At 52.4% G+C, this 18164-nt stretch carries 23 protein-coding genes; 7 read left to right on the top strand and 16 right to left on the bottom strand.

Annotation, left to right across the window (positions count from 1 at the left end; genetic code table 11):
• Positions 1 to 180 precede the first annotated feature (180 nt).
• The 10 genes from E0E41_RS14875 to E0E41_RS14830 form a co-directional block, all read right to left on the bottom strand.
• Positions 181 to 540, bottom strand: a complete 360-nt coding sequence (locus tag E0E41_RS14875; RefSeq protein WP_087937087.1) for a hypothetical protein — start codon at positions 538 to 540, stop codon at positions 181 to 183.
• A gap of 117 nt (positions 541 to 657) precedes the next feature.
• Positions 658 to 1047 (bottom strand): recombinase family protein, encoded by a 390-nt coding sequence (locus E0E41_RS14870; protein ID WP_130870537.1) that lies wholly within the window; start codon positions 1045 to 1047, stop codon positions 658 to 660.
• A gap of 42 nt (positions 1048 to 1089) precedes the next feature.
• Positions 1090 to 1401 carry a hypothetical protein gene (locus tag E0E41_RS14865; protein WP_130870536.1) on the bottom strand — a complete coding sequence of 104 codons (312 nt, stop codon included), beginning with the start codon at positions 1399 to 1401 and terminating at the stop codon, positions 1090 to 1092.
• Positions 1401 to 1625: a hypothetical protein gene (locus E0E41_RS14860; RefSeq protein WP_087936973.1), complete on the bottom strand. Its 225-nt coding sequence runs from the start codon at positions 1623 to 1625 to the stop codon at positions 1401 to 1403. The genes E0E41_RS14865 and E0E41_RS14860 overlap by 1 nt, the downstream gene beginning before the upstream one ends.
• Positions 1618 to 2466: a hypothetical protein gene (locus E0E41_RS14855; RefSeq protein WP_130870535.1), complete on the bottom strand. Its 849-nt coding sequence runs from the start codon at positions 2464 to 2466 to the stop codon at positions 1618 to 1620. The genes E0E41_RS14860 and E0E41_RS14855 overlap by 8 nt, the downstream gene beginning before the upstream one ends.
• Before the next feature lie 32 nt (positions 2467 to 2498).
• Entirely contained in the window at positions 2499 to 3062 is a 564-nt protein-coding gene (locus E0E41_RS14850; RefSeq protein WP_087936971.1) for a metallophosphoesterase, read from the bottom strand.
• The gene (locus E0E41_RS14845; RefSeq protein WP_130870534.1) at positions 3059 to 4303 is read right to left on the bottom strand and encodes a hypothetical protein; all 1245 of its coding nucleotides are present in this window, start codon (positions 4301 to 4303) and stop codon (positions 3059 to 3061) included. The genes E0E41_RS14850 and E0E41_RS14845 overlap by 4 nt, the downstream gene beginning before the upstream one ends.
• Positions 4300 to 4650 (bottom strand): hypothetical protein, encoded by a 351-nt coding sequence (locus E0E41_RS14840; RefSeq protein WP_122791190.1) that lies wholly within the window; start codon positions 4648 to 4650, stop codon positions 4300 to 4302. The genes E0E41_RS14845 and E0E41_RS14840 overlap by 4 nt, the downstream gene beginning before the upstream one ends.
• A complete protein-coding gene (locus tag E0E41_RS14835; protein WP_130870533.1) occupies positions 4647 to 5366 on the bottom strand; it encodes a metallophosphoesterase in 720 nt (239 codons plus the stop codon). The genes E0E41_RS14840 and E0E41_RS14835 overlap by 4 nt, the downstream gene beginning before the upstream one ends.
• Before the next feature lie 160 nt (positions 5367 to 5526).
• Positions 5527 to 5904: a helix-turn-helix domain-containing protein gene (locus E0E41_RS14830; RefSeq protein WP_087189068.1), complete on the bottom strand. Its 378-nt coding sequence runs from the start codon at positions 5902 to 5904 to the stop codon at positions 5527 to 5529.
• A 141-nt stretch (positions 5905 to 6045) separates the two neighbouring features.
• On the opposite strand from E0E41_RS14830, the gene E0E41_RS14825 reads away from it, so the two are divergent.
• The 7 genes from E0E41_RS14825 (at position 6046) to E0E41_RS14795 (ending at position 12026) form a co-directional block, all read left to right on the top strand.
• Positions 6046 to 6405: a helix-turn-helix domain-containing protein gene (locus tag E0E41_RS14825; protein ID WP_071430658.1), complete on the top strand. Its 360-nt coding sequence runs from the start codon at positions 6046 to 6048 to the stop codon at positions 6403 to 6405.
• A gap of 144 nt (positions 6406 to 6549) precedes the next feature.
• The gene (locus E0E41_RS14820; RefSeq protein ID WP_130870532.1) at positions 6550 to 7155 is read left to right on the top strand and encodes a recombinase family protein; all 606 of its coding nucleotides are present in this window, start codon (positions 6550 to 6552) and stop codon (positions 7153 to 7155) included.
• Positions 7148 to 9028 (top strand): recombinase family protein, encoded by a 1881-nt coding sequence (locus E0E41_RS14815; RefSeq protein ID WP_101691771.1) that lies wholly within the window; start codon positions 7148 to 7150, stop codon positions 9026 to 9028. Before E0E41_RS14820 ends, E0E41_RS14815 begins: the two co-directional genes overlap by 8 nt.
• Positions 9029 to 9835 (top strand): hypothetical protein, encoded by an 807-nt coding sequence (locus E0E41_RS14810; protein ID WP_204247461.1) that lies wholly within the window; start codon positions 9029 to 9031, stop codon positions 9833 to 9835. It begins immediately after the preceding gene.
• Positions 9825 to 10223 (top strand): hypothetical protein, encoded by a 399-nt coding sequence (locus E0E41_RS14805; RefSeq protein WP_071430665.1) that lies wholly within the window; start codon positions 9825 to 9827, stop codon positions 10221 to 10223. The genes E0E41_RS14810 and E0E41_RS14805 overlap by 11 nt, the downstream gene beginning before the upstream one ends.
• Entirely contained in the window at positions 10204 to 11157 is a 954-nt protein-coding gene (locus tag E0E41_RS14800; protein WP_087390934.1) for a hypothetical protein, read from the top strand. The genes E0E41_RS14805 and E0E41_RS14800 overlap by 20 nt, the downstream gene beginning before the upstream one ends.
• Positions 11157 to 12026, top strand: coding sequence for a DUF6551 family protein (locus E0E41_RS14795; RefSeq protein WP_087334857.1), 870 nt, complete (start codon positions 11157 to 11159; stop codon positions 12024 to 12026). The genes E0E41_RS14800 and E0E41_RS14795 overlap by 1 nt, the downstream gene beginning before the upstream one ends.
• A gap of 43 nt (positions 12027 to 12069) precedes the next feature.
• Here E0E41_RS14795 and E0E41_RS14790 read toward each other — a convergent pair whose 3' ends face one another.
• The 6 genes from E0E41_RS14790 to E0E41_RS14765 all read right to left on the bottom strand — a co-directional run bounded on the left by E0E41_RS14790 (position 12070) and on the right by E0E41_RS14765 (position 18134).
• The gene (locus E0E41_RS14790) at positions 12070 to 13326 is read right to left on the bottom strand and encodes a type II toxin-antitoxin system HipA family toxin (protein ID WP_130870531.1); all 1257 of its coding nucleotides are present in this window, start codon (positions 13324 to 13326) and stop codon (positions 12070 to 12072) included.
• 3 nt (positions 13327 to 13329) lie between these two features.
• A complete protein-coding gene (locus tag E0E41_RS14785; RefSeq protein ID WP_071430674.1) occupies positions 13330 to 13650 on the bottom strand; it encodes a helix-turn-helix domain-containing protein in 321 nt (106 codons plus the stop codon).
• A gap of 69 nt (positions 13651 to 13719) precedes the next feature.
• The gene (locus E0E41_RS14780; RefSeq protein ID WP_165450563.1) at positions 13720 to 15363 is read right to left on the bottom strand and encodes a recombinase family protein; all 1644 of its coding nucleotides are present in this window, start codon (positions 15361 to 15363) and stop codon (positions 13720 to 13722) included.
• Positions 15320 to 16225 (bottom strand): recombinase family protein, encoded by a 906-nt coding sequence (locus E0E41_RS14775; RefSeq protein ID WP_130870529.1) that lies wholly within the window; start codon positions 16223 to 16225, stop codon positions 15320 to 15322. The genes E0E41_RS14780 and E0E41_RS14775 overlap by 44 nt, the downstream gene beginning before the upstream one ends.
• A gap of 17 nt (positions 16226 to 16242) precedes the next feature.
• On the bottom strand, positions 16243 to 17784 hold the full coding sequence (locus E0E41_RS14770) for a recombinase family protein (protein ID WP_130870528.1): 1542 nt from the start codon (positions 17782 to 17784) through the stop codon (positions 16243 to 16245).
• A gap of 191 nt (positions 17785 to 17975) precedes the next feature.
• The gene (locus tag E0E41_RS14765; protein WP_022288936.1) at positions 17976 to 18134 is read right to left on the bottom strand and encodes an SHOCT domain-containing protein; all 159 of its coding nucleotides are present in this window, start codon (positions 18132 to 18134) and stop codon (positions 17976 to 17978) included.
• Between the last annotated feature and the right edge of the window lie 30 nt (positions 18135 to 18164).

Below are 18164 nucleotides of genomic sequence, written 5' to 3'. Positions count from 1 at the left end.
CCGGAAATCCCTGAATTCATGGGCTTTGCGAGGCATTGGCCTTATTTTTTTGCCCTTTTTTAAGCAGAGCATCGGCAGATTCTCTGTGTGATGGGCCATTTTAGTGTTCGACCAAAAAAGATGTCCGCTTTATCCATGTCGAAAGATTGACTGAGGGAAGCGCCTGCTTCATCGGACACGTCATCCAAGGAGTTCGTCCAGCAGGTAGTTGTATTCCGGCAGCTGATCCGTGTACTCTTTCATCCATTCCCGCATAGCTCGCTTTTCCAGATTGGTGGCTTCCGTGTAATCCTCGCTGTGTCCTTCCTGCTCCATAAAGTCGTATGCGAGATTCTGATAGACCTCTTTCACCAATGTTTCGGGATCTTCCAGTCGTGTTACATCGGAGTCATCAATGGAATCCGCCGCAGGCAGGCCAAGCAGAACATACCCGAACTTTTTCGAATAGACCACATCGAGCAATTCAGAGCCTTCAATGTAGTTCTGGAATACCCCAAGAACCCTCTCGAGCTCACTTTTCTTTTCCTCTAATGAACTCATGGCAACATCTCCTTCCTGCCGGAATGAGCAACTTTCCCGGTCTGGTGTATGTGGTTCCTTTATTATACCGCATTTTCTTTGGCCGTGGAAGAGAGGTGGGACGGGAACTTTTCCCAATCACATGGTCTGTTCCATCGTTGCCACCCGGAAATAACCATGAGAATATGCGGGGGCCAGATCAATTTCGCCATCTGGGCAATAGAACCGGACTCCTGCTGCGGTCAACTTTTCTCCAATCGCCGCCAAACCTTCGGCGTCACGAGCCAGACGGTCGCCGTTCATCACCAGCACACGGTCATAGACTCCATGTCGTGCATCACGGATCAGCGTTCGAATGCTCTGTCGGTTTGCGTCCAAGCCGCTCTCATATTGGAGCATCTCTGCGGAAATCGAAAAGCCAAGCTGGCCGGCGAGGCTTCGGAGTGCGGTAAGCTGCTGGTTCATGGCGAGACGGTTGCTTTCCGTGGACGCTCCATCCACCCGGCAGTAAAGGCAGCACTTAGGCATCTGATTTGACCTCCTTGAACGAATTTAGGAAGAAGCTACCGCTCAGCCCTGACATTCATCCCGGATGAAATCATACAGGGCTTCCGGTTCCTTCAGGCACCACTTAGTTTTTTCATCATCGGTCCAGACTTCATAGTCCGGGGCGGCATCGTAAAGCCACCAGCTGATATAGTCGTACTGGTCGTTGATCGCTTCCTTCAGCACATCCAGCAAGGCGGCAAGAAGCAGCGCTCCGCCCTCAAAGACGAAATGTCCATCTCCCATCATGGCGAGTGCCTTACTGAACTGTTCGTCTCGATCCTTTTGCGCTTGGATCTTTCGCAGGGCTTCGCAGAAGGTTTCCCTGGATAGCATCAAAGTCCCCCTCCCGGTTTTCCCCTCTCCGCTTCCTGTTCGGCTTTCCATTTCAGAAGCAAGGAGATGGCCAGTTCCTGGGTCGCGGGATCGGCGCAGAACTCAAAGAACTTCACAATCAGCATTTCTGGCGTCAGCCCCATAGGAGCGATTATCTTTTCCAGTTGTTCCAGAAGCTCTGCGTCCACCTGGATCTCCACGAGCTCATATCGCTTTTCATCCATGGTGCGTTTCCTCGTCTTCCGGAGATTCCTTCAGCAGCTCGTCCAGCCGCTGTCGGAACAGCTCCTGGAGCTCCTTCCAGACCTGCGGTTGTTTGAGGGGCGCCATCGGCTGGTTCAGTTCCCGCTCCAGATCGGCGACGGCCACCGACAGCGTCCTGTCATCGAACAGCTGGTAGTGGCGACGGGCGTACTGAATGACCGCCGCACTCTCCTCATCTTCGGTACGCATGGCATAACGGAGGGCGCTGTTGATGACGCAGGAAAAGTCATCCACATAGTCAAGGTTGAACCAGGAGGCTGGGCAGAGAACCAGGTCATCTTTGCCTTCCTCGGTGATCACCAGCCCAATGTCCTCGCGGCTTATCCTTTCCAGCACGGTGTCCAGGTCATCTGCCAGTGCCTGGCGTGAGATGCGTTCCATGTTTTCCAGAGGTTGCAGAATCGGCATCCTTTCTTTCCTCCTATCGTATTCTTTGATTTTGCCAGATGTAAGCACTCGGCTTAAGCCGTGCCACACTTGCGGATATGGCTCCTGCTCTCCATATCGACTCAAATGTTCGCTGATCTTTGCTGCGGCGGCGGAACGGGCAGCCGCATCAAGACGGCTCAGGTTCCGGCAGGTAAATTCTGCAGCTATGCCGGGCATATAGGTGTGCCGCCCCAGACTGTACTGGATCGCCGCCAGAACGATATGTCGCAGCCCTCCATCTAAAATGGGAGCGAGGATTCTCACGGAGAACAGCACCCCGGCGCTTCCTTTTTGGGACTGGAGAGAGAGGCCGCTCCGCTCGGCTCGCTCCATCATGTGCGTCCAGTCCTGACGTGCGATGGAACTGGCCACAGGAGCCGCCTCATAAAAGCCCTTTTGAGGTCTCACGGCTGCACCTCAAGCTCGGGTTTCGCCTGACCTTTATACAGAAGATTGTTGGCCTCCATCTCCTCAAAGGTGACTGGCTCGAAGTGATTGACATCCACTCCGGCATTCAGCATCCTCTCGTTTGCCTGGATGAGCGGCCAGTAATCCGCATCGGTATTGCCGTGGATGTGGCCAAAGACCATGTAGCAGCGCATGATGTGTGGCCAGGACATCATGGGGTAGTGGCAGAGGGTGTACTGCCGCTTCCCGTCTGCGACATACAGCAGGTTATTGACGCTTTCAAAGAACTGTTCCGTCTGACAACTCCTGATCCATCCCCTGTCATGATTGCCAAGGATGAGATGTTTCTTTCCCCGCAGCCGCCGCAGGTATTCCTCCGGCGGCTTTTGGTTGCGGTAGATCAGGTCGCCGAGGATATAGACGGTATCCTTTCCTGTGATCTTGCGGTTCCAGTTTTCGATGAGGGTTTCGTCCATCTCCTCGATACTGGAAAAGGGGCGGTTGCATAGGCGGATGCAGTTTTCGTGACCGAGATGCAGGTCAGAGGTAAAGAAGATCATGGGGTTTCACCCTCCTTCTTCATCCTGGGAACTGGGATTGGCTGCCATCGGCAGTATTTTGCAAGTTCATCCTGACGCTCCCGAGGCAGGTTCATAAAATCGACAATGCTCTCTCCCGGAAACCTGTCGTGGCAGTAGGCGGGAAAGACTCCCTCCGGCACGATGCCGATGGACTCCGCTCCGGTCAGGCGGGCCTTCAGTTCCTCTGCGTTTCGGATGCATACGGGAACGCCTGCCCGATAAAGCGCCAGGAAGAAACGGACCGCCTCAATCGTCCGGGTCTCCGCAAGACCGGCCACCACCAGATAGTAGCCATGCGCATCTTGGTGTACGATGCAGTCGATGTGGGTGCTGTTGCCGCCCCGGCATACCTCCCAGGGGTGACCGATGCGGGGACGCTCCTTCAGCCACCGTGCAAAAGCTTCGGGGGAATCTCCGTCCAGCTTGGACAGTCCCTCGTCCCGCCCATCGGCGTGGAGAGCGTACTGCTCTTTTTCCGATTTCTCCGTTCCGGTGTAACCCATAGCCCGATAGCCCAGAGCACAGAAGTGATAGAATTCGTTTGTGGTCACGGATGGGAGCCGCTTGTTATTTCCCAAAGGATACCCCTCCGCCGAGGTGAGAAACTCCTCCACCTCCTGCTGGGAGATGTTCTGGAAGAACTCCTCCTTCCACTGAGGGAATACGCTCCACAGATCCCGGCGCAGGACAGTTCCGGTTCGATGCCAGATGGGCAGCTCCCGCTCCACCAATTCCTGATAAGAGCCGGTCTCCACCATCTGAACGGCGTCTCGTACCGCACCCTCCAGCCAGGCGGTGAATGGGGCGATGTCATAGGGGAAGGCGCGCTCTTTGCGGCTGTCCACCTCCAGCACATGGCGATGGCCCAGGAATACCGCCCGGTATCCGATCTCCTGATCCTCGCCGGCGGCAAAGTGGAACCACGCTGCCTCCTCCGGGAACTCGGAATGCCACCAGGTTTCAAACTCCTCAAAGCTCTCCACCTGGCCGTCCGCCCGTAGCTCCTCAAAGCTGCCGAAGTCTTCGATGGTACCTCGCTCCGCACGGAGCCATAGTTCCCAGCTTGTGTTCTCCGGGCCTGGCTCCAGCCGGTGGAGAAGGCGGAAGATTCGGTCGATGGCCGCATAGGATGTCTCGTCATAGGTGAAGGAGCAGTTGATGTTTCGGTATTCCACCCGACCCAGCCAGTTGATGTAGTGCTTGATCTCCGGCGCTTTCATGTTTCCACCTCCTCAGTATCCGTATCCCCATCCTCCGTTTCCTCAAACTGGAGTCGGAAGAGGGCAGTGTGCTCTCCCACAAGATCGGGGTATTTGTAATAGACATGGCGGCAGAGGGTTTTGTACAGTTCAAGGAGCCTCGGATCATCTCCGAAGTCCACAAGCCCGTCCATGATTCGCTCGATCTCCCGCTCCTCAGTGATCCTGCCGTTCAACACCTGCTCTACCAAACGGCTGTATTGCTGATATGCGGCGTCCATTAGGCGGAAAATCTCCTGGACGATCTCACGGATTGCGGCAAAGCACGCCTCCTGCTCCTTGGCCTCCGGTCTTTCTTCCTCTGTCATAATGTGTTCCCTCCCGTCAAGAGCTGCGGCGCAGCCTCCACGCTGTGGAAGAGGAAGTGCATCCGGTCGATATGCTTGTCAATATGCCAGTGCCCACAGAACCAGTGGTCGTATTTGAGTTTCCGCTCGATCTCCTCCAGCCATTTCTCGGTAGAGTCGTCCACGGTACTCTGGTCGATCATCGGAAGAAAGGCCTCGCGAGGCTCATACGGATAGGGACAGGTGTGGGAGAGGACGGTATCTACCTGCCACCCGCAGGCGTCCAGCGTCTGGATAACCTTGTCCTTGATCTCCTGGGAAGGCTGCTCATCCGGCCACCAGCCGTAACCTCTGGCCAGCCGGTAGAATTTGTCCACGCTGTAAGCTCCGCCGATGACCAAGTGTCGGAGACCTTCCAGATCAAAGATCTCACCATCCATAGCAAACAGCAGACGTGGAAAGGCTTCCTCTACCCAGACTGTCCCGCCGTTCCACTGCTTCGTCCGATAGGAAGAGATGCTGGCCGGCCGGATCTCATGGTTGCCGTGGATGCAGAGCATCGTCGGCTTTACGGCGGTAAGAACTTTCTTCATCTCTGTGTCTCGCCGGTTTCGGTAGTAGTTCGCTCCTACATCTCCAAGCAGAACCAGAGTATCCTGCTCTGTCAGCTTCTTGCTGTCGCAAAACTGTATGACCTCATAGGGGTCTCCGTGGATATCACCCGTGTAATAGATCATTGGTCATTCCACCTTTCTTTTCTCATTATACCAACTCGGAAGCCCCATATCCGGGACTTTCCAAAAACATATCCACCGTTCCAAAAATATATCCAGCTTTACTGGCATAGATCGACCGGCAGTCAATGCTCGTGACTTCCGGTTGATTGCTTTCTCAGGTTCAGACGGTAAAATCAAAGTTATCTGGTTTACCGTATCTGCCGTGATGCTCTTTCAAGGAAGCTTTCAGCGATTTTATAACATCCAGGAGAATCAGCATCTCATAGGTGCTGCAATCCGAAAGGAGCAGGGCGATTTCTTCGCTGGCGCACCGTTCAGTGCTGGTGACTTGCTCCATCAAAAGCCGGTCGGGAGATACGCCCAACGCATTGGCGATAAGCACAAAGGTGTCAAGGCTCATGCTCTTGATCCCGCTCTCTATGTAGCTGATGTAAGATGGCGTTTTATCTACCAGTTCAGAGAGCATCGCTTGCGAAAGGTGGTTGCGCTGGCGGACTTCACGGATGTGTTTTCCAATGACTTTGTAGTTCAGGCTCATAATAAGACCTCCAAAAAAATTTTGCAGTCTTATTATAGTGTTTAGATTATATCATCAACTCGGCCTTATATCAATTTCACCTCAGGTTGATATACTCTTAGAAATAGATAATCTGGAGAATATATTTGAGGGGGGAAGCCGATGACGGAACATGATTTGACCGAGAGCCAGCTGATCGGCTCCCGTATTCGAGATGCGCGGATCAATCGCCGGATGAGCCAGGCCGATCTTGCTGCGAAGGCCAATATCTCGCTGCCGCATATCAGCAATATCGAAAAAGGCAAGACGAGCATGAAGTTGGAAACCTTTATCCGAATCATCGAAGCCTTGCAAGTGTCTGCTGATTCCCTTCTTCGGCCCGATGTGCCGGAGGTGAGAAGCCTATACCAGAGCGAGTTTGACGAGCTGCTGGCCGACTGCTCTCCCAAGGAGCTGGATTCCATCCTGAAGATTGTTCGTGAGTTGAAATCCACTATGGCCAGACGGGATGACAATACCTGAAAAATTGCGAGCTGGAATTGCCGGCTCGCTTCTTTTTTTCTCATCTATCGACCAGAAGTCAAGGTGTTGACTTCTGGTCGATTTTGTTATTAGTCTGCAGATTATATAATGGCCTGGAAGAGAAATAACACAGGGGGAGCAAATATGTCAGATCTGACCGTTCAAAATAGAGAGTCAGAGCAGGAAGTTATGCCCTCATTTGATTTCCTGCTGGAAAGGGAGACGGAACGAAACACCCTTTTAGCGGAACATCGTGCCTGGTTAAAGGAAATCAAGCGGGAACGCCCGCTTCCCAAAACACATTACCGTGTGGCGGTATACATCCGCTACTTCAACCAGACCCGCTATGAGGACTATCTCTCAGCTCATAAAAAGCAATTTCTTGACACACTGGCTCTCTGCCCAAACTGGAAGTTTGTCGGTTTCTATGTGGACGAGGGCAGCACAGCGCCCAATATGGAGAGCGCCCCGGAGTGGTCAAGGCTCCTTCAAGACTGCTACGAGGAAAAGATCGATCTGATCATTACCCAGAAAGCAAGCAATATCTCGAAGAAGCTCTCCGAGCTCTCTTTCTGTACGCGCCTCTTGGCAGCACTCCCAAAGCCAGTGGGCGTTTACTTCGTTTCGGAGGATATTTATACGCTGGCTTCCTATTACCAGGAGGATCTACACGACCCCTACTTTTTGCCAGATCCCGGTTGGAAGATACTCCCTGATGACGAACCCCGGAGGGAAATGCTGCATGATTGACAAGTCCACACGCAAACAGCTTGCGGAACGGAAAGAACGGGTCCGTCGGCGTATCAACACAAAAGTTGACCCGGAGAACTATGAATTCATTCCGGCTAAAAAGCCCATCGACTATTACGACAATGATATAAGGCAGCGGGTCGCCGTGTATGCCCGTGTCTCCACAGACAATGTCCAGCAGACTTCCTCCTATGAGCTGCAAAAGAAATACTATGAAGATTTTGTTGTGCATCATCCCAACTGGACATTGGTCAAAATCTATGCGGATGAGGGCATCAGCGGGACTTCTCTGGCTCATCGGGACGAGTTCAACAGCATGATCGCCGATTGCCGCAGCGGGAAAATCGATATGATCATCACCAAAAGCGTGTCTCGCTTTGCCCGGAATGTGGTGGACTGTATCAGCATGGTTCGTATGCTTGCGGAGCTACCCAGTCCTGTCGGGGTGTTCTTTGAGAGCGAATGTATCTTCTCCCTCAAAGACGATTCCCAGATGGCGCTTTCGTTTCAAGCCACCATGGCTCAGGAGGAGTCTCACATCCGCAGCCGGAGCATGGAGACCTCCTTGCGGATGCGGCTGGACGGAGGTCTGCCATTGACGCCCAAGCTGCTGGGGTATTCTCACGACGCAGATGGAAACCTGGTCGTCAACCCGGATGAAGCCCCCACGGTAAAACTCATTTTCTATATGTATCTGTATGGATATTCCACCTCCGACATTGCGGCGGCGCTCACCGAGCTGGGCCGAAAGACTTATCTGGGGAATGTCAAGTGGACATCCAACTCCATTGTCCAGGTCCTTCGCAATGAGCGGCATTGCGGGGATGTACTGACCCGGAAGACCTTCACCCCCAACTATCTGAACCACAAGGCCAGAAAGAATCGGGGGGACAGACCCCAGAGCCTTTACCGGAACCACCACGAGGGTATCGTTTCCAGAGATGATTTCATTGCGGTTCAGCATCTTCTGAACAACTCCAAGTATGGCAACCGCTCCATCCTCCCGGAGCTGCGGGTGATCGACAGCGGCCTGCTCAGGGGGTTCGTGACCATCAATCCCCGCTGGGCTGGATTTAAGCCGGCGGATTATTACCAAGCGTCCGCCAGTATCCATCCGCCCGATGAGCAGCAGGCGGATGCATCCCTGCCCTCGAGCATCACATTGGTTCCGGGAGATTTTGATATGAGAGGCTTTGAAATCGCCCGCAGTGAATTCTTTGATAATTATCACCGTCCCTATGTACTGTTTCAAGACAAGAGGATCAAGTTCAGCACCACATGTGTTCGGTCTTTTGGGAAAGACAACCATGTGGAGCTGCTGGTCAACCCTGTGGAGATGAAGTTCGCCGTCCGTACAGCGGCGAAAAGCAGCCGCAACGCAGTCGTGTTTTCCAAGCTGTCAGACGGAAAGTATCAGCCCAGGGATATCGCCGGTGCGGCCTATGTAGAAACGCTTTTTCAGTTATTCGGCTGGAGTCCGGATTTAAAATACCGGATCGCCGGAGCGCTGTTTCAAACCGAAACTGAATCTGCGTATATTTTTGATGTCAATGATGCGGAAGCGTTTATTAAATCGTACCTGCTTTCCGGTTCAAAAAGCACGGAACAGGCAAAGGAGCCTGTACAGCCCCTTTCTGTCTCCGGCAAACGGGTGCGGGCAGTCCCGGAGGAGTGGATCGGCTCTTTTGGCAAGCAATATTACCTCCACCAACAGTCTTTCCCGCCCGTCTGCGATCAGAGTGAGGAAGACTGGAAAATCCGCATGGAGGGCCAGTTGTATGAAACCGGACAGAAACTCCGCGTAACAGGATTTGACGTGCTGCGTGACTATATCTGTCAGGAACTCGGTCAGCGCGGGAAGGAGGAATCCTAAATGTTTGAAGAAAGTCGGGAAAATACCGGCGGCGTAATCGCCGGAATGCTTCGTTCCCTGGAGGACGGGCATTTGGATATTGTTCCGTCTGCTGAATTAGAAAAAGCGGAACCGGCAGTTTCTCCCGCAAACAGCAGTAGTGATGAGGTTCTGGAGATGGCCGGTGACTTTAACTACGATGGCTACCAAGTGGTACGCCGTGAGTTCTTCGCCCATATTAATGAGCCGTCTGTAACGTTCAACAATTACAAATTTTATGTAAATACCGCCTGCCTGAACCGCTTCCCACAAGTTGATTATGTGCAGGTATTGGTCAATCAGGAGAGCAGGATCTTGGCGATCCGTCCCTGTCGGGCGGAAGATCGGGATGCCTGCGCCTGGTGCACCAACGGCTCCGGCAGACGCAAACCGAAACAGATCACCTGCAAGATTTTTTTCGCCAAAGTGTTTTCACTGATGGGCTGGAATCTGGACTATCGATATAAGCTCCTCGGGCGGATAATCCATGCCAGGGATGAGTGGCTCATCGCATTTGATCTCACAGCGACCGAAGTGTATCAGCGGGTGCAAAAAGACGGCCAGAAGCCCAAGTCTTCTCGAACTCCCGTGTTTCCGGAGGGCTGGAAGACGCAGTTTGGACTCCCGTTCCGGGAACATCAGAAATCTATGCAGGTAGACATTTTTGAAGGATATGCTGTATATGGGTTGCGCGATAACATCGCTCCTGCTGCATCAGAGCAGTCAGACGAGGCTGCCTCTGATACTGGTAGTAAGTCCGTTTTGGGAGGACAAGGACATGAATCATGAAAATCAATTGCAGGCTTACTTAACGCTGGACCCTGCGCGAAACCGGATTCGAATCCACCGGCAAACGATTCGTCTCTTGAAGAATCCTGCGTATGTGCAATTCCTGGTAAACCCTGAAGAACTGTATATCGCCGTTCTCGGATCGGACAAACCTATTTCAGGCGGGACCGCAAACAAGGTTCGGATGTCAAGTACATCCCAGCAGTCTATAGAATTCTATAGTACGATCCTTATCAAAAACTTTTCCGAACTGCTGGGTGGCTTTGACCTGAGATTTAATTACCAGCTGACCGGTGAGATCGATCAAGTCAACCGGGTCGCATATTTTTCCCTCAAAACCGTCAAACAGCTGGAACGCAGGAGGCTACATGACAGAGAAAGCATTTAGGCAGCTTAACATCGATCCGGAATTCAAAAACTTGATTCGTCCACTTCGCCGGGAGGAATACCGGCAGCTGGAGCTGAATCTGGTCGTGGAAGGATGCCGGGAAGATATCATCGCATGGAATGATACCATCATCGACGGTCATAATCGCTATGAAATATGCAATAAAATGCGCATTCCTTATGGAGTCAAGGAGCTGGATTTTCCAAGCAGAGATGCTGCCATCGCCTGGATCTGTGCGAACCAACTCGGACGCCGCAACATCTCAGAAGAAACCAGGAAATATCTGATTGGGAAACAATATGAAGTGGAAAAGAAAGTACAGCGAAATAGGAATGGCTATAATCAGTACCGTCCGAACCCCAACATTGCTGTGGGGAGAGGCCGCCCAATAGATGAAGAGAGCGGCCGGCGAACAGCAGCCCGGCTGGGAAGGAAGTATCATGTGTCCGGCGCAACCGTACAGAAATATGCGAAATACAGTGCAGCATTAGATACCATTGAACAAAATGCTCCTGAGCTTGTTCCGCACATTCTTTCCGGGGCATATAAGATTTCTTTCGAAAATATCGTTGCTCTATCAGAAATGGAACCCGAAGAATTGAAAGCACTTAGTAAAAAAATCGGAAAAAATCCCTATGCTTTCGCTCGTTACAGTGAATCGAGACGATGCCTTTATTCCGACGCTTCTGCCAAGCCCGGCACAGCGGCGGCAGAGCAGCCGGCAATCAAGACGATGCCCGCCTATGACCCGGATGCGGAAGTTGCTGGACTTACTCTTACGATCCCCTCCTGGATGAGCTCCATCGACCGGACAAAGTCCATGGCACATTTGGAAGCAATCTCACCTGCTGCCAGACAAAACCTCTTGGCGGCGTTGACTGAATTAGAAGGAAAAATCCAGGAAATGCTCAATGCAATTGAGGGGGAATCCTAATGGAAGATTATAGTATGTTTGTTCCCAATGTTCACTTCGAACAGATTCCCATCAAGAACCTCGTATCCAATCAGGAGTACCAGAGGAATATTTCCGAACAGCATGTGCTGAATGCTGCGGCACACTTTGATCTGTATCAGATCAACCCTGTGAAGGTGAGCCGTCGAAATGGGGTCAACTATGTCTTCAATGGCCAGCACACGGTGGAGATCGTCGCCCTGGCCTCTGGCTCTCGTGAAACGCCAGTCTGGTGCATGATATACGATGATCTGAACTACGAGCACGAGGCAGATATCTTCGCCAACCAGATGAAGTTTGTCAAACCGCTCCGTCCCTATGAAGTGTTTATGGCAAATGTGGAAGCCGGGAATCAGGAGCAGCTTATGATCAAAGATCTGGTAGAGTCTTATTCTCTTTCCATTGGCCAGGTCAGAAACTATGGCGTTGTCTGTGCTGTCTCTACGCTTGAAAATATATATGAGCGGTTCGGTTACCACGTACTTGATCGAACACTCAGACTCTGCGTAGGCACATGGGAGGGCGATATGAATTCGCTGTCCGCCAATATGCTCAACGGAATCGCCAGATTGGTATACACCTTTGGCGACACATTGAAAGATGAAACCTTCAAGGAAAAAGTGGGGGAAATGTCGGTCAAGCTGCTTTCGAGGACAGCCAAGGAACGACGCCCCGGTTCTATGGGCTATGCCGAGGCGATGCTTCTGGCCTATAACCGCAAATGCAAATATCCGCTTAAATGGACCAAGCTCTACGAGAAGAATGTGGGGAACAATGAAGGACTGGACATTGATACGGATATGGACGAGGATGAGGGCGGGGACTCTTTTGAGGGAGCCGCCAAAGAATAAGCAAACGGACGGTTCCACCAGGAATCGTCCGTTTGTGATCTTATCATGGAAGGGAAAAGGCGGGGCGCATATACTCTATCGCTCCCCGGCTGAGACCATACTGCCCGGCCAGCCGTTCCCAGTGTCCGGATACTGTTTTGCAGACCTCCTCTGCAGCCTGTTCCGCTTCCTGCGGGGCAAGGCCGAAATAATCGGCTACTTCCAGAGCCAGTTCCAAGTCAATGGTGTTATCATACTCACTCACATTGAGGGAAAGCCGGTCCCCCGAGGGGACTGGGTTCACATCATAGAGAGGGGCCAGCCGCCAGCCGGTGGGTGTCAGAAGGAAACCATGGTTGCGCAGGTGGTCGTCAGTATTGGATACCGCCATGCTGAACACGATCCGCTTCCACAGCTCGGCCAGATCCTGCCGGGGTGATGCCCCGTTGGCCCGGATGAACGCCGCCAGATCCAGATAGCTGCTTCCGTCCGCTGCCGAGGCTCCATCGGTCTTGCCCAGCAGGGTCATGGCGGAGGCGAAGTGGATGCGACGGCTGCCGTTTCGGTCAAATCGCTTGACAAGAAAGGTGCTGCCGGTCTTGGAGAATGTCTCCAATTTGGATTCCGGAACATCCAGCCCGCAGAGCCGTGCCAGGTCATGGACGACCTTCTCCCATGCGCCGCTGTTATATTCATCATGCTTGGAAGGGAACTTGGCGATCCACAAGGCGCCATCCGTGGCCTGCACCGTCGCTTTGGGTCTTGCGCCTCCCAAGGAGGAGCCGGGGGCCAGAAGCTCACGCAGCCATTTTTCATTCAGGCCGCTCTCATCGCTCTCGAAAGCGATAGAGGCGTTTTCCAGCGTCCGAAGGTTTACCCATGGAGGCGTCGCAAACGCTTTATCGTTCGAAAGAAATTCGCCCCCTTCTTCCAAGCTGAACCGCAGCGCACCCATACGGGATTCATCGTAGACCCCCAACAGGAAGTCGCTCTCGGTGAGCTTACGGGGCTTGCGGTCCTCTTTGCGAGCGTCGATGGCCTCCTTGCGCTTCATCAGCAGACGCCCCCAGCGATCCGGACAGGAGTCGGAAAACAGGCCAAAGAGCTGCTTGTTCAGCGGCACATACTGCCGCCCGCGGTAAAGAGCCAGATCCGGGTCCAGAGAGAAGGAACTCTCGGCGGATGACAGCCAGGCTGGATCATACTCAAAGGAAAAGGTTTCCTGTCCGCGGACGAAGCCGCAGCGCAGCCGCCCCAGCAGAGTGGGTGCCTCTCCACGCCAATTTTCATATACATAGATGGTCTTTTCGTCCTGCGCCATGGGCTACTCTCCTTTCTTGGGTGCCCGCCGTCTGGTGGGCAGCGCCAGATCTTGTAGCTTCCTGCCGAATTCATCATCTTTTGCAATAAGCAGCAGGTCGCTGTCCATATTGTTTAATGCGTGCAGCACAGCGGCATAGGAGCCGATGGATACCGTAGGGGTGCCTTTCTCAATGGATATCAGAGTGGCTCGGCTGATCCCGGCACGCTCTGCTACCAATTCCAGGCTCAACTTCCTGCGCAGGCGGGCCAGGCGGATCTGCTCACCCATCTGTGCCAGGATCTCCCGTGTTTGCGGCATGATGACCGCAGCTTTTTTTGCCATGCACAATCGCCTCCTAACATAAATTATACTATATTATTTCGGCGATTATGTCAATTATATCTGAAGTTATCAACTTTCTTTTTCCGGGCGTTCTTCGATAAGGTACCCTCCTCCGAAGATAATGTCCAGTCTCCCGTCGGGATACACCTTCACACACTCAATCATTTGGTGGACGATGGTATCGTCGTACTCCATCTTTTTGGATGCTCGGTCGGCGATGATCTGCTGTAGTTGAAGGATTCGGCTGTCATTCACCTGATCGGAAGCAAGTGCTTCTTCGAGTTTCTGAATCCGTCCTTGCAGGAGTTCAATGGTATCGGAAAGTTCTTTGAATTCAGCTTCGTGACTCTCGATACCCTCCCCGCTTTCCACGCTCTCATTGATAAGAGATACCATTTTCCGATTCAGTCCATCTATTTTCCGCCGGAGCAGGTCGATCTCATCTGTGCCTCCGGTTAGACCGATTGCTTCACCAATGGTTGCCCGCATGAGTGCCATATAAGTGGACTCGTCTTCCTCGTTGAATCGGTTGATTGCCCGAACAATAGCGGCGTGGAGGGCGGTCTCATCTACCGTGAGCGAGGTTTTGCAGTAGCGCTTTCCATAGTCTAAGCGGCTGATGCAGCGCCAGACAACTCGCTTTTTTCCTCGGGATGTCCAGGTCACGCGCTTATATCGACTTCCGCATTCGGCGCAGATCATCACATTGGATAGTGCGTACCGGGAGTATTTTCCGGTGGCTGTGGTAGCCGTTTTGGTGGAATTTGGCTCCCGGCTCATCCGCCTGGCAAGTTCTTCCTGCGTTTTGTGAAAGAGCTCTCGGCTGATGATGCCAACATGGCTATTCTGTACATAGTACATGGGTGCCTCACCTGTGTTTTTGCGGCGAACCTTACCAATACAGTCAATTGTGACCGTCTTTTGAAGGATGCTGTCCCCGCAGTATCGTTCATTCCGGAGAATACCCTTAATCATGCTCGCAGAGAAGGAGAAGCGTTTTCCTGGTATCTGGAGATTTTCTTCTCTGAGTTTGGTTGAGATCCGGTTGATGGTTTCACCTGACAGGTACATATTGAAGATCCTCTCCACGATGGATGCCTCCTCCGGGACGATCTCCGGTTCTCCGTCTGCACCCTTGCGGTATCCCAGAAGGCACTTATAGTTGAATATGGGCTTGCCCTCCTGAAATCGCTTACGAAAAGTCCAGGTGACATTCTTGCTGATGCTTTCGGATTCGGACTGTGCGAACCCTGCGTAGATGACCAGATAGAGTTCGCTGTCGATTTGCAGTGTGTCTATATTTTGCTCCTCGAAGTAGATGCCAATCCCTCTTGCCCTGAGCATTCGGACATGGTCCAGGCAGTCCACTGTATTACGGGCGAAGCGGGAAACGGATTTCGTGATGATATAGTCGATTTTCCCAGACAAGCAGTCGTTGATCATCTTCTGGAACTGGGGGCGCTTATCTGCACGTGTCCCGGAGATGCCCTCATCTGCGTAGAGTCCGGCGAACTCCCATTCGGATTTAGCGGCAATCATCTCGGTATATACCTTCTTCTGGTTGGTATAGGATGTGAGCTGCTCCTCGCTGTCGGTGGATACCCGGCAGTAGGCAGCAACCCGCCGCTGATGATACTGCTCCCTGTTGACGATCAGAGAGCGTTTTGGCTCAATAACCGATATTGTTTTCTTGGGTATCTTGGTTACAATCATTTTCTTCATCTCCGATCTCGACATCGGTCTTGGTATGTAGGATCACCTTTCCTCCGCTGCCAAGCGTCAGGTAGGCGGCGATGTCACTAAAGTAAGCCGGGCTGAATTCCTCCTGGGGAGTCATAAGGCTAACCCGCTTCCTGGCGATGGATGCGGTGATCTGCAGATGGGCATCGGTCTCAGCATAGAGCCGTTCTGCCATTTCGATTGTTTTGACGATAATCAGCGCATCGCTTGGGTCATCCCGCTCCAGCTCGGCATCTATTTCCCGGTTGATCTGCTTAGCTTCCGCCGACAGTTCTTTTCGTTTTTTGGGGCGAGGGATGAGGAGATAGCTATTGGCTATGATGCGGTTCATCAGGATTGTCACCTTTTCCAACAGGTGGGTATCAGAAATCCGGATGCGCTGACCGCAGTCTGGGTTGGTGCACTCCCAACCCTCCCGAATACGATGCTTACTGCTCACCCTTCGCCGCATAGGGGCCCCGCACTCCTCACATCGGACCAGATCTCGAAATAGGTCGATCCCCTTCAGATTTTTCTCGAATGTATTCCGTTGGCGGGCGGTTTTTACGGCAGCTGCTTCTTCATACTGCTCTTCTTCAATGATAGGATCATATTCCCCATCGCCAATGTATTTGGCGTTTCCAATGATTCGTGCGATACGAGCTTTATCCCACACATCCGTTCTCTCACTATAGGGGATCTTCCTCTCAGTCAGCAGTTCGGCAATACTTTGGAGGGATGCGCCGTTGATGTAGGCGCTGAATATCTCGCGGATAACCGTAGCTTCATCCTGTGCGATGACTGTCCTTCCATTTCTCATGGTGTAACCATATGGGATATAGCGTATCTTCTTCATAGCGAGGTTCCTCTCTATCAGAGCATTTCTGTGAATCTCAGCCCGCCAATGAGGGTGACGGTCATTTCATCTCGGCGGCTGATACTGATGGCCTGAACGATCTCAGTAAACAGCTTCTCATCGAAGCGGTCCAGGGGTTCCTCGAACTCTTCCAGCAGTTTTTTCAGCCGCGTCAGTTCCTCTATCATATGGGTAATACCCGAGGAGAATTCACATTGACGCTCTCGCTTCAGCCGGCGCAGCTGGTCATTGATCTCCTGCACCTGGGCCTTGTGGATCTCGTCTTTGAGATATCCCTTTGCATGGAGCTGCTCAACCATCACCAACTTGGCGTTCAGATCTGCAATGCTCCGGCTGATCTCCCTTGCGGCCGTGTTTTTCTGTTTTCGCTTCAATTCAGCAGATTCCAGCCTGAGCAGTGTCTGCCCAAGAATGTCGTACTCAGAGAACCGAAGTTTATTTACCATAGCGATGAAAGCATCGTAGATTCGTTCCTCGCTGTAGTAATTAGAGCCACACTGTGTACGATCCTGAATGTGTTTGGAGCATCCCCACTTTGCAGTCCCGGAAACCTGCCTCCTGCGAAAATACGAGCCGCACTCAGAACATTGAATGCGGCTCGTAAGAGGGTAAATATTTTGCGTTGTGGTTTTCCCGAAAACATCATGACGCTTTTTGAGGAGAAGCTGGACCTTGTCAAAGGTATCGCGGTCAATGAGTGGAGCGTGCGTCATTGTGGCATAGAACATATCCTCTTGGCCTCGATTGCGGAACTGTTTGAAGGGGACTGTGGTGTCGCGGTAGGTTTTCTGATATTTGCAATCGCCGCAATACCGCTCATTTCCAAGGATGTATGCCACCTTGGTGGAGCGCCAGGTGGATTTCCCGGTTTTGGTTTTGATGCCGCGGCTGTTGAGATCCCGGGCGATCTCCGATGTAGACTGGCCGCTCAGGTAGTTTTCGAACATCATGCGGACGATGGCCGCCTCCGGTTCATAGACCACCAGCGCCTTATCCACCAGCCGGAAGCCGTAAGGAGCGTTGCTGTCCACATATTCCCCAGACTGCATCCGCTTCACGATGGAAAGCCGCTGGTTCTGGGAAATTGCCTTAGACTCCTCCTGTGCGATGGCAGAGAAGGTATTGAGCAGCATCTCATCTCCGAGGGCCAGGGTGTAGATTCCCTCTTTCTCAAACTGCACCCCCACGCCGAGCAATTTCAGCTTCCGGACATATTCCAGAGACTCCTTGGCGTTTCGGGCGAAACGGGAGACGGATTTGGTGACGATCAGGTCGATTTGGTGCTGTTCGCACATCTTGATCATTCGCTGGAATTCGGTGCGGTTCTGTGCGTTCATGCCAGAGAGCCCTTCGTCAGCGAATATCTCCACCAGCTCCCACTCTTTTTTTCTCTGAATGAGGCTGGTATATACCCGAATCTGGTTGGCGTAGGAGTTCTGCTGATCCGCTGAATTGGAAGATACCCGGCAATAGGCGGCAACTCGGATTTTGCGGATTTCCTGCCTGGTGATGGGCGAGATGAGTTTGACCTGCGGCATCAACAGCCCTCCTTTCTGGCTGAATTTTGGATTGTACTACATTTTGGTACCATCCACTTTTCCGGTTCAAGCAACATTATAGTCAACGGCAAGGCAAAGTCTATTGAAAGAACGCAGAGAAGTAAATTTCTACACAAGCGACAAGACCTGATGCCCAAAATACATCAATTTAGACGGTTCCTTCTGAACATTTAATCTGCGATGACGAGATCGGAGCCGGTGAGCTTCTGGTAGTAGCGCTTGGCTCGCTCATACTCGGCCTGAGTGATCACGCCACCTTCCCGCATCGACTTCAGCACGGCCACAATAAACAGGTAGTTTGCACTCTTGGTTTGCGACACAGCAATCATGATGTGATCCCTCCTAAATATGAATATGAA

The sequence above is a fragment of the Intestinimonas massiliensis (ex Afouda et al. 2020) genome, assembly GCF_900626285.1.
Taxonomy (GTDB): Bacteria; Bacillota; Clostridia; order Oscillospirales; family Oscillospiraceae; genus Flavonifractor; species Flavonifractor massiliensis_A.
Note: the sequence above shows the minus strand (reverse complement) of the source record. Positions and strands in the feature narration are given on the sequence as shown.

Bases quoted from the DNA above. Each gene is read 5' to 3' on its own strand.
- E0E41_RS14875 (WP_087937087.1), bottom strand. From the start codon at position 540: ATGAGTTCATTAGAGGAAAAGAAAAGTGAGCTCGAGAGGGTTCTTGGG.
- E0E41_RS14870 (WP_130870537.1), bottom strand. From the start codon at position 1,047: ATGCCTAAGTGCTGCCTTTACTGCCGGGTGGATGGAGCGTCCACGGAA.
- E0E41_RS14865 (WP_130870536.1), bottom strand. From the start codon at position 1,401: ATGCTATCCAGGGAAACCTTCTGCGAAGCCCTGCGAAAGATCCAAGCG.
- E0E41_RS14860 (WP_087936973.1), bottom strand. From the start codon at position 1,625: ATGGATGAAAAGCGATATGAGCTCGTGGAGATCCAGGTGGACGCAGAG.
- E0E41_RS14850 (WP_087936971.1), bottom strand. From the start codon at position 3,062: ATGATCTTCTTTACCTCTGACCTGCATCTCGGTCACGAAAACTGCATC.
- E0E41_RS14845 (WP_130870534.1), bottom strand. From the start codon at position 4,303: ATGAAAGCGCCGGAGATCAAGCACTACATCAACTGGCTGGGTCGGGTG.
- E0E41_RS14840 (WP_122791190.1), bottom strand. From the start codon at position 4,650: ATGACAGAGGAAGAAAGACCGGAGGCCAAGGAGCAGGAGGCGTGCTTT.
- E0E41_RS14835 (WP_130870533.1), bottom strand. From the start codon at position 5,366: ATGATCTATTACACGGGTGATATCCACGGAGACCCCTATGAGGTCATA.
- E0E41_RS14830 (WP_087189068.1), bottom strand. From the start codon at position 5,904: ATGAGCCTGAACTACAAAGTCATTGGAAAACACATCCGTGAAGTCCGC.
- E0E41_RS14825 (WP_071430658.1), top strand. From the start codon at position 6,046: ATGACGGAACATGATTTGACCGAGAGCCAGCTGATCGGCTCCCGTATT.
- E0E41_RS14820 (WP_130870532.1), top strand. From the start codon at position 6,550: ATGTCAGATCTGACCGTTCAAAATAGAGAGTCAGAGCAGGAAGTTATG.
- E0E41_RS14815 (WP_101691771.1), top strand. From the start codon at position 7,148: ATGATTGACAAGTCCACACGCAAACAGCTTGCGGAACGGAAAGAACGG.
- E0E41_RS14810 (WP_204247461.1), top strand. From the start codon at position 9,029: ATGTTTGAAGAAAGTCGGGAAAATACCGGCGGCGTAATCGCCGGAATG.
- E0E41_RS14805 (WP_071430665.1), top strand. From the start codon at position 9,825: ATGAATCATGAAAATCAATTGCAGGCTTACTTAACGCTGGACCCTGCG.
- E0E41_RS14800 (WP_087390934.1), top strand. From the start codon at position 10,204: ATGACAGAGAAAGCATTTAGGCAGCTTAACATCGATCCGGAATTCAAA.
- E0E41_RS14795 (WP_087334857.1), top strand. From the start codon at position 11,157: ATGGAAGATTATAGTATGTTTGTTCCCAATGTTCACTTCGAACAGATT.
- E0E41_RS14790 (WP_130870531.1), bottom strand. From the start codon at position 13,326: ATGGCGCAGGACGAAAAGACCATCTATGTATATGAAAATTGGCGTGGA.
- E0E41_RS14785 (WP_071430674.1), bottom strand. From the start codon at position 13,650: ATGGCAAAAAAAGCTGCGGTCATCATGCCGCAAACACGGGAGATCCTG.
- E0E41_RS14780 (WP_165450563.1), bottom strand. From the start codon at position 15,363: ATGATTGTAACCAAGATACCCAAGAAAACAATATCGGTTATTGAGCCA.
- E0E41_RS14775 (WP_130870529.1), bottom strand. From the start codon at position 16,225: ATGAAGAAGATACGCTATATCCCATATGGTTACACCATGAGAAATGGA.
- E0E41_RS14770 (WP_130870528.1), bottom strand. From the start codon at position 17,784: ATGCCGCAGGTCAAACTCATCTCGCCCATCACCAGGCAGGAAATCCGC.
- E0E41_RS14765 (WP_022288936.1), bottom strand. From the start codon at position 18,134: ATGATTGCTGTGTCGCAAACCAAGAGTGCAAACTACCTGTTTATTGTG.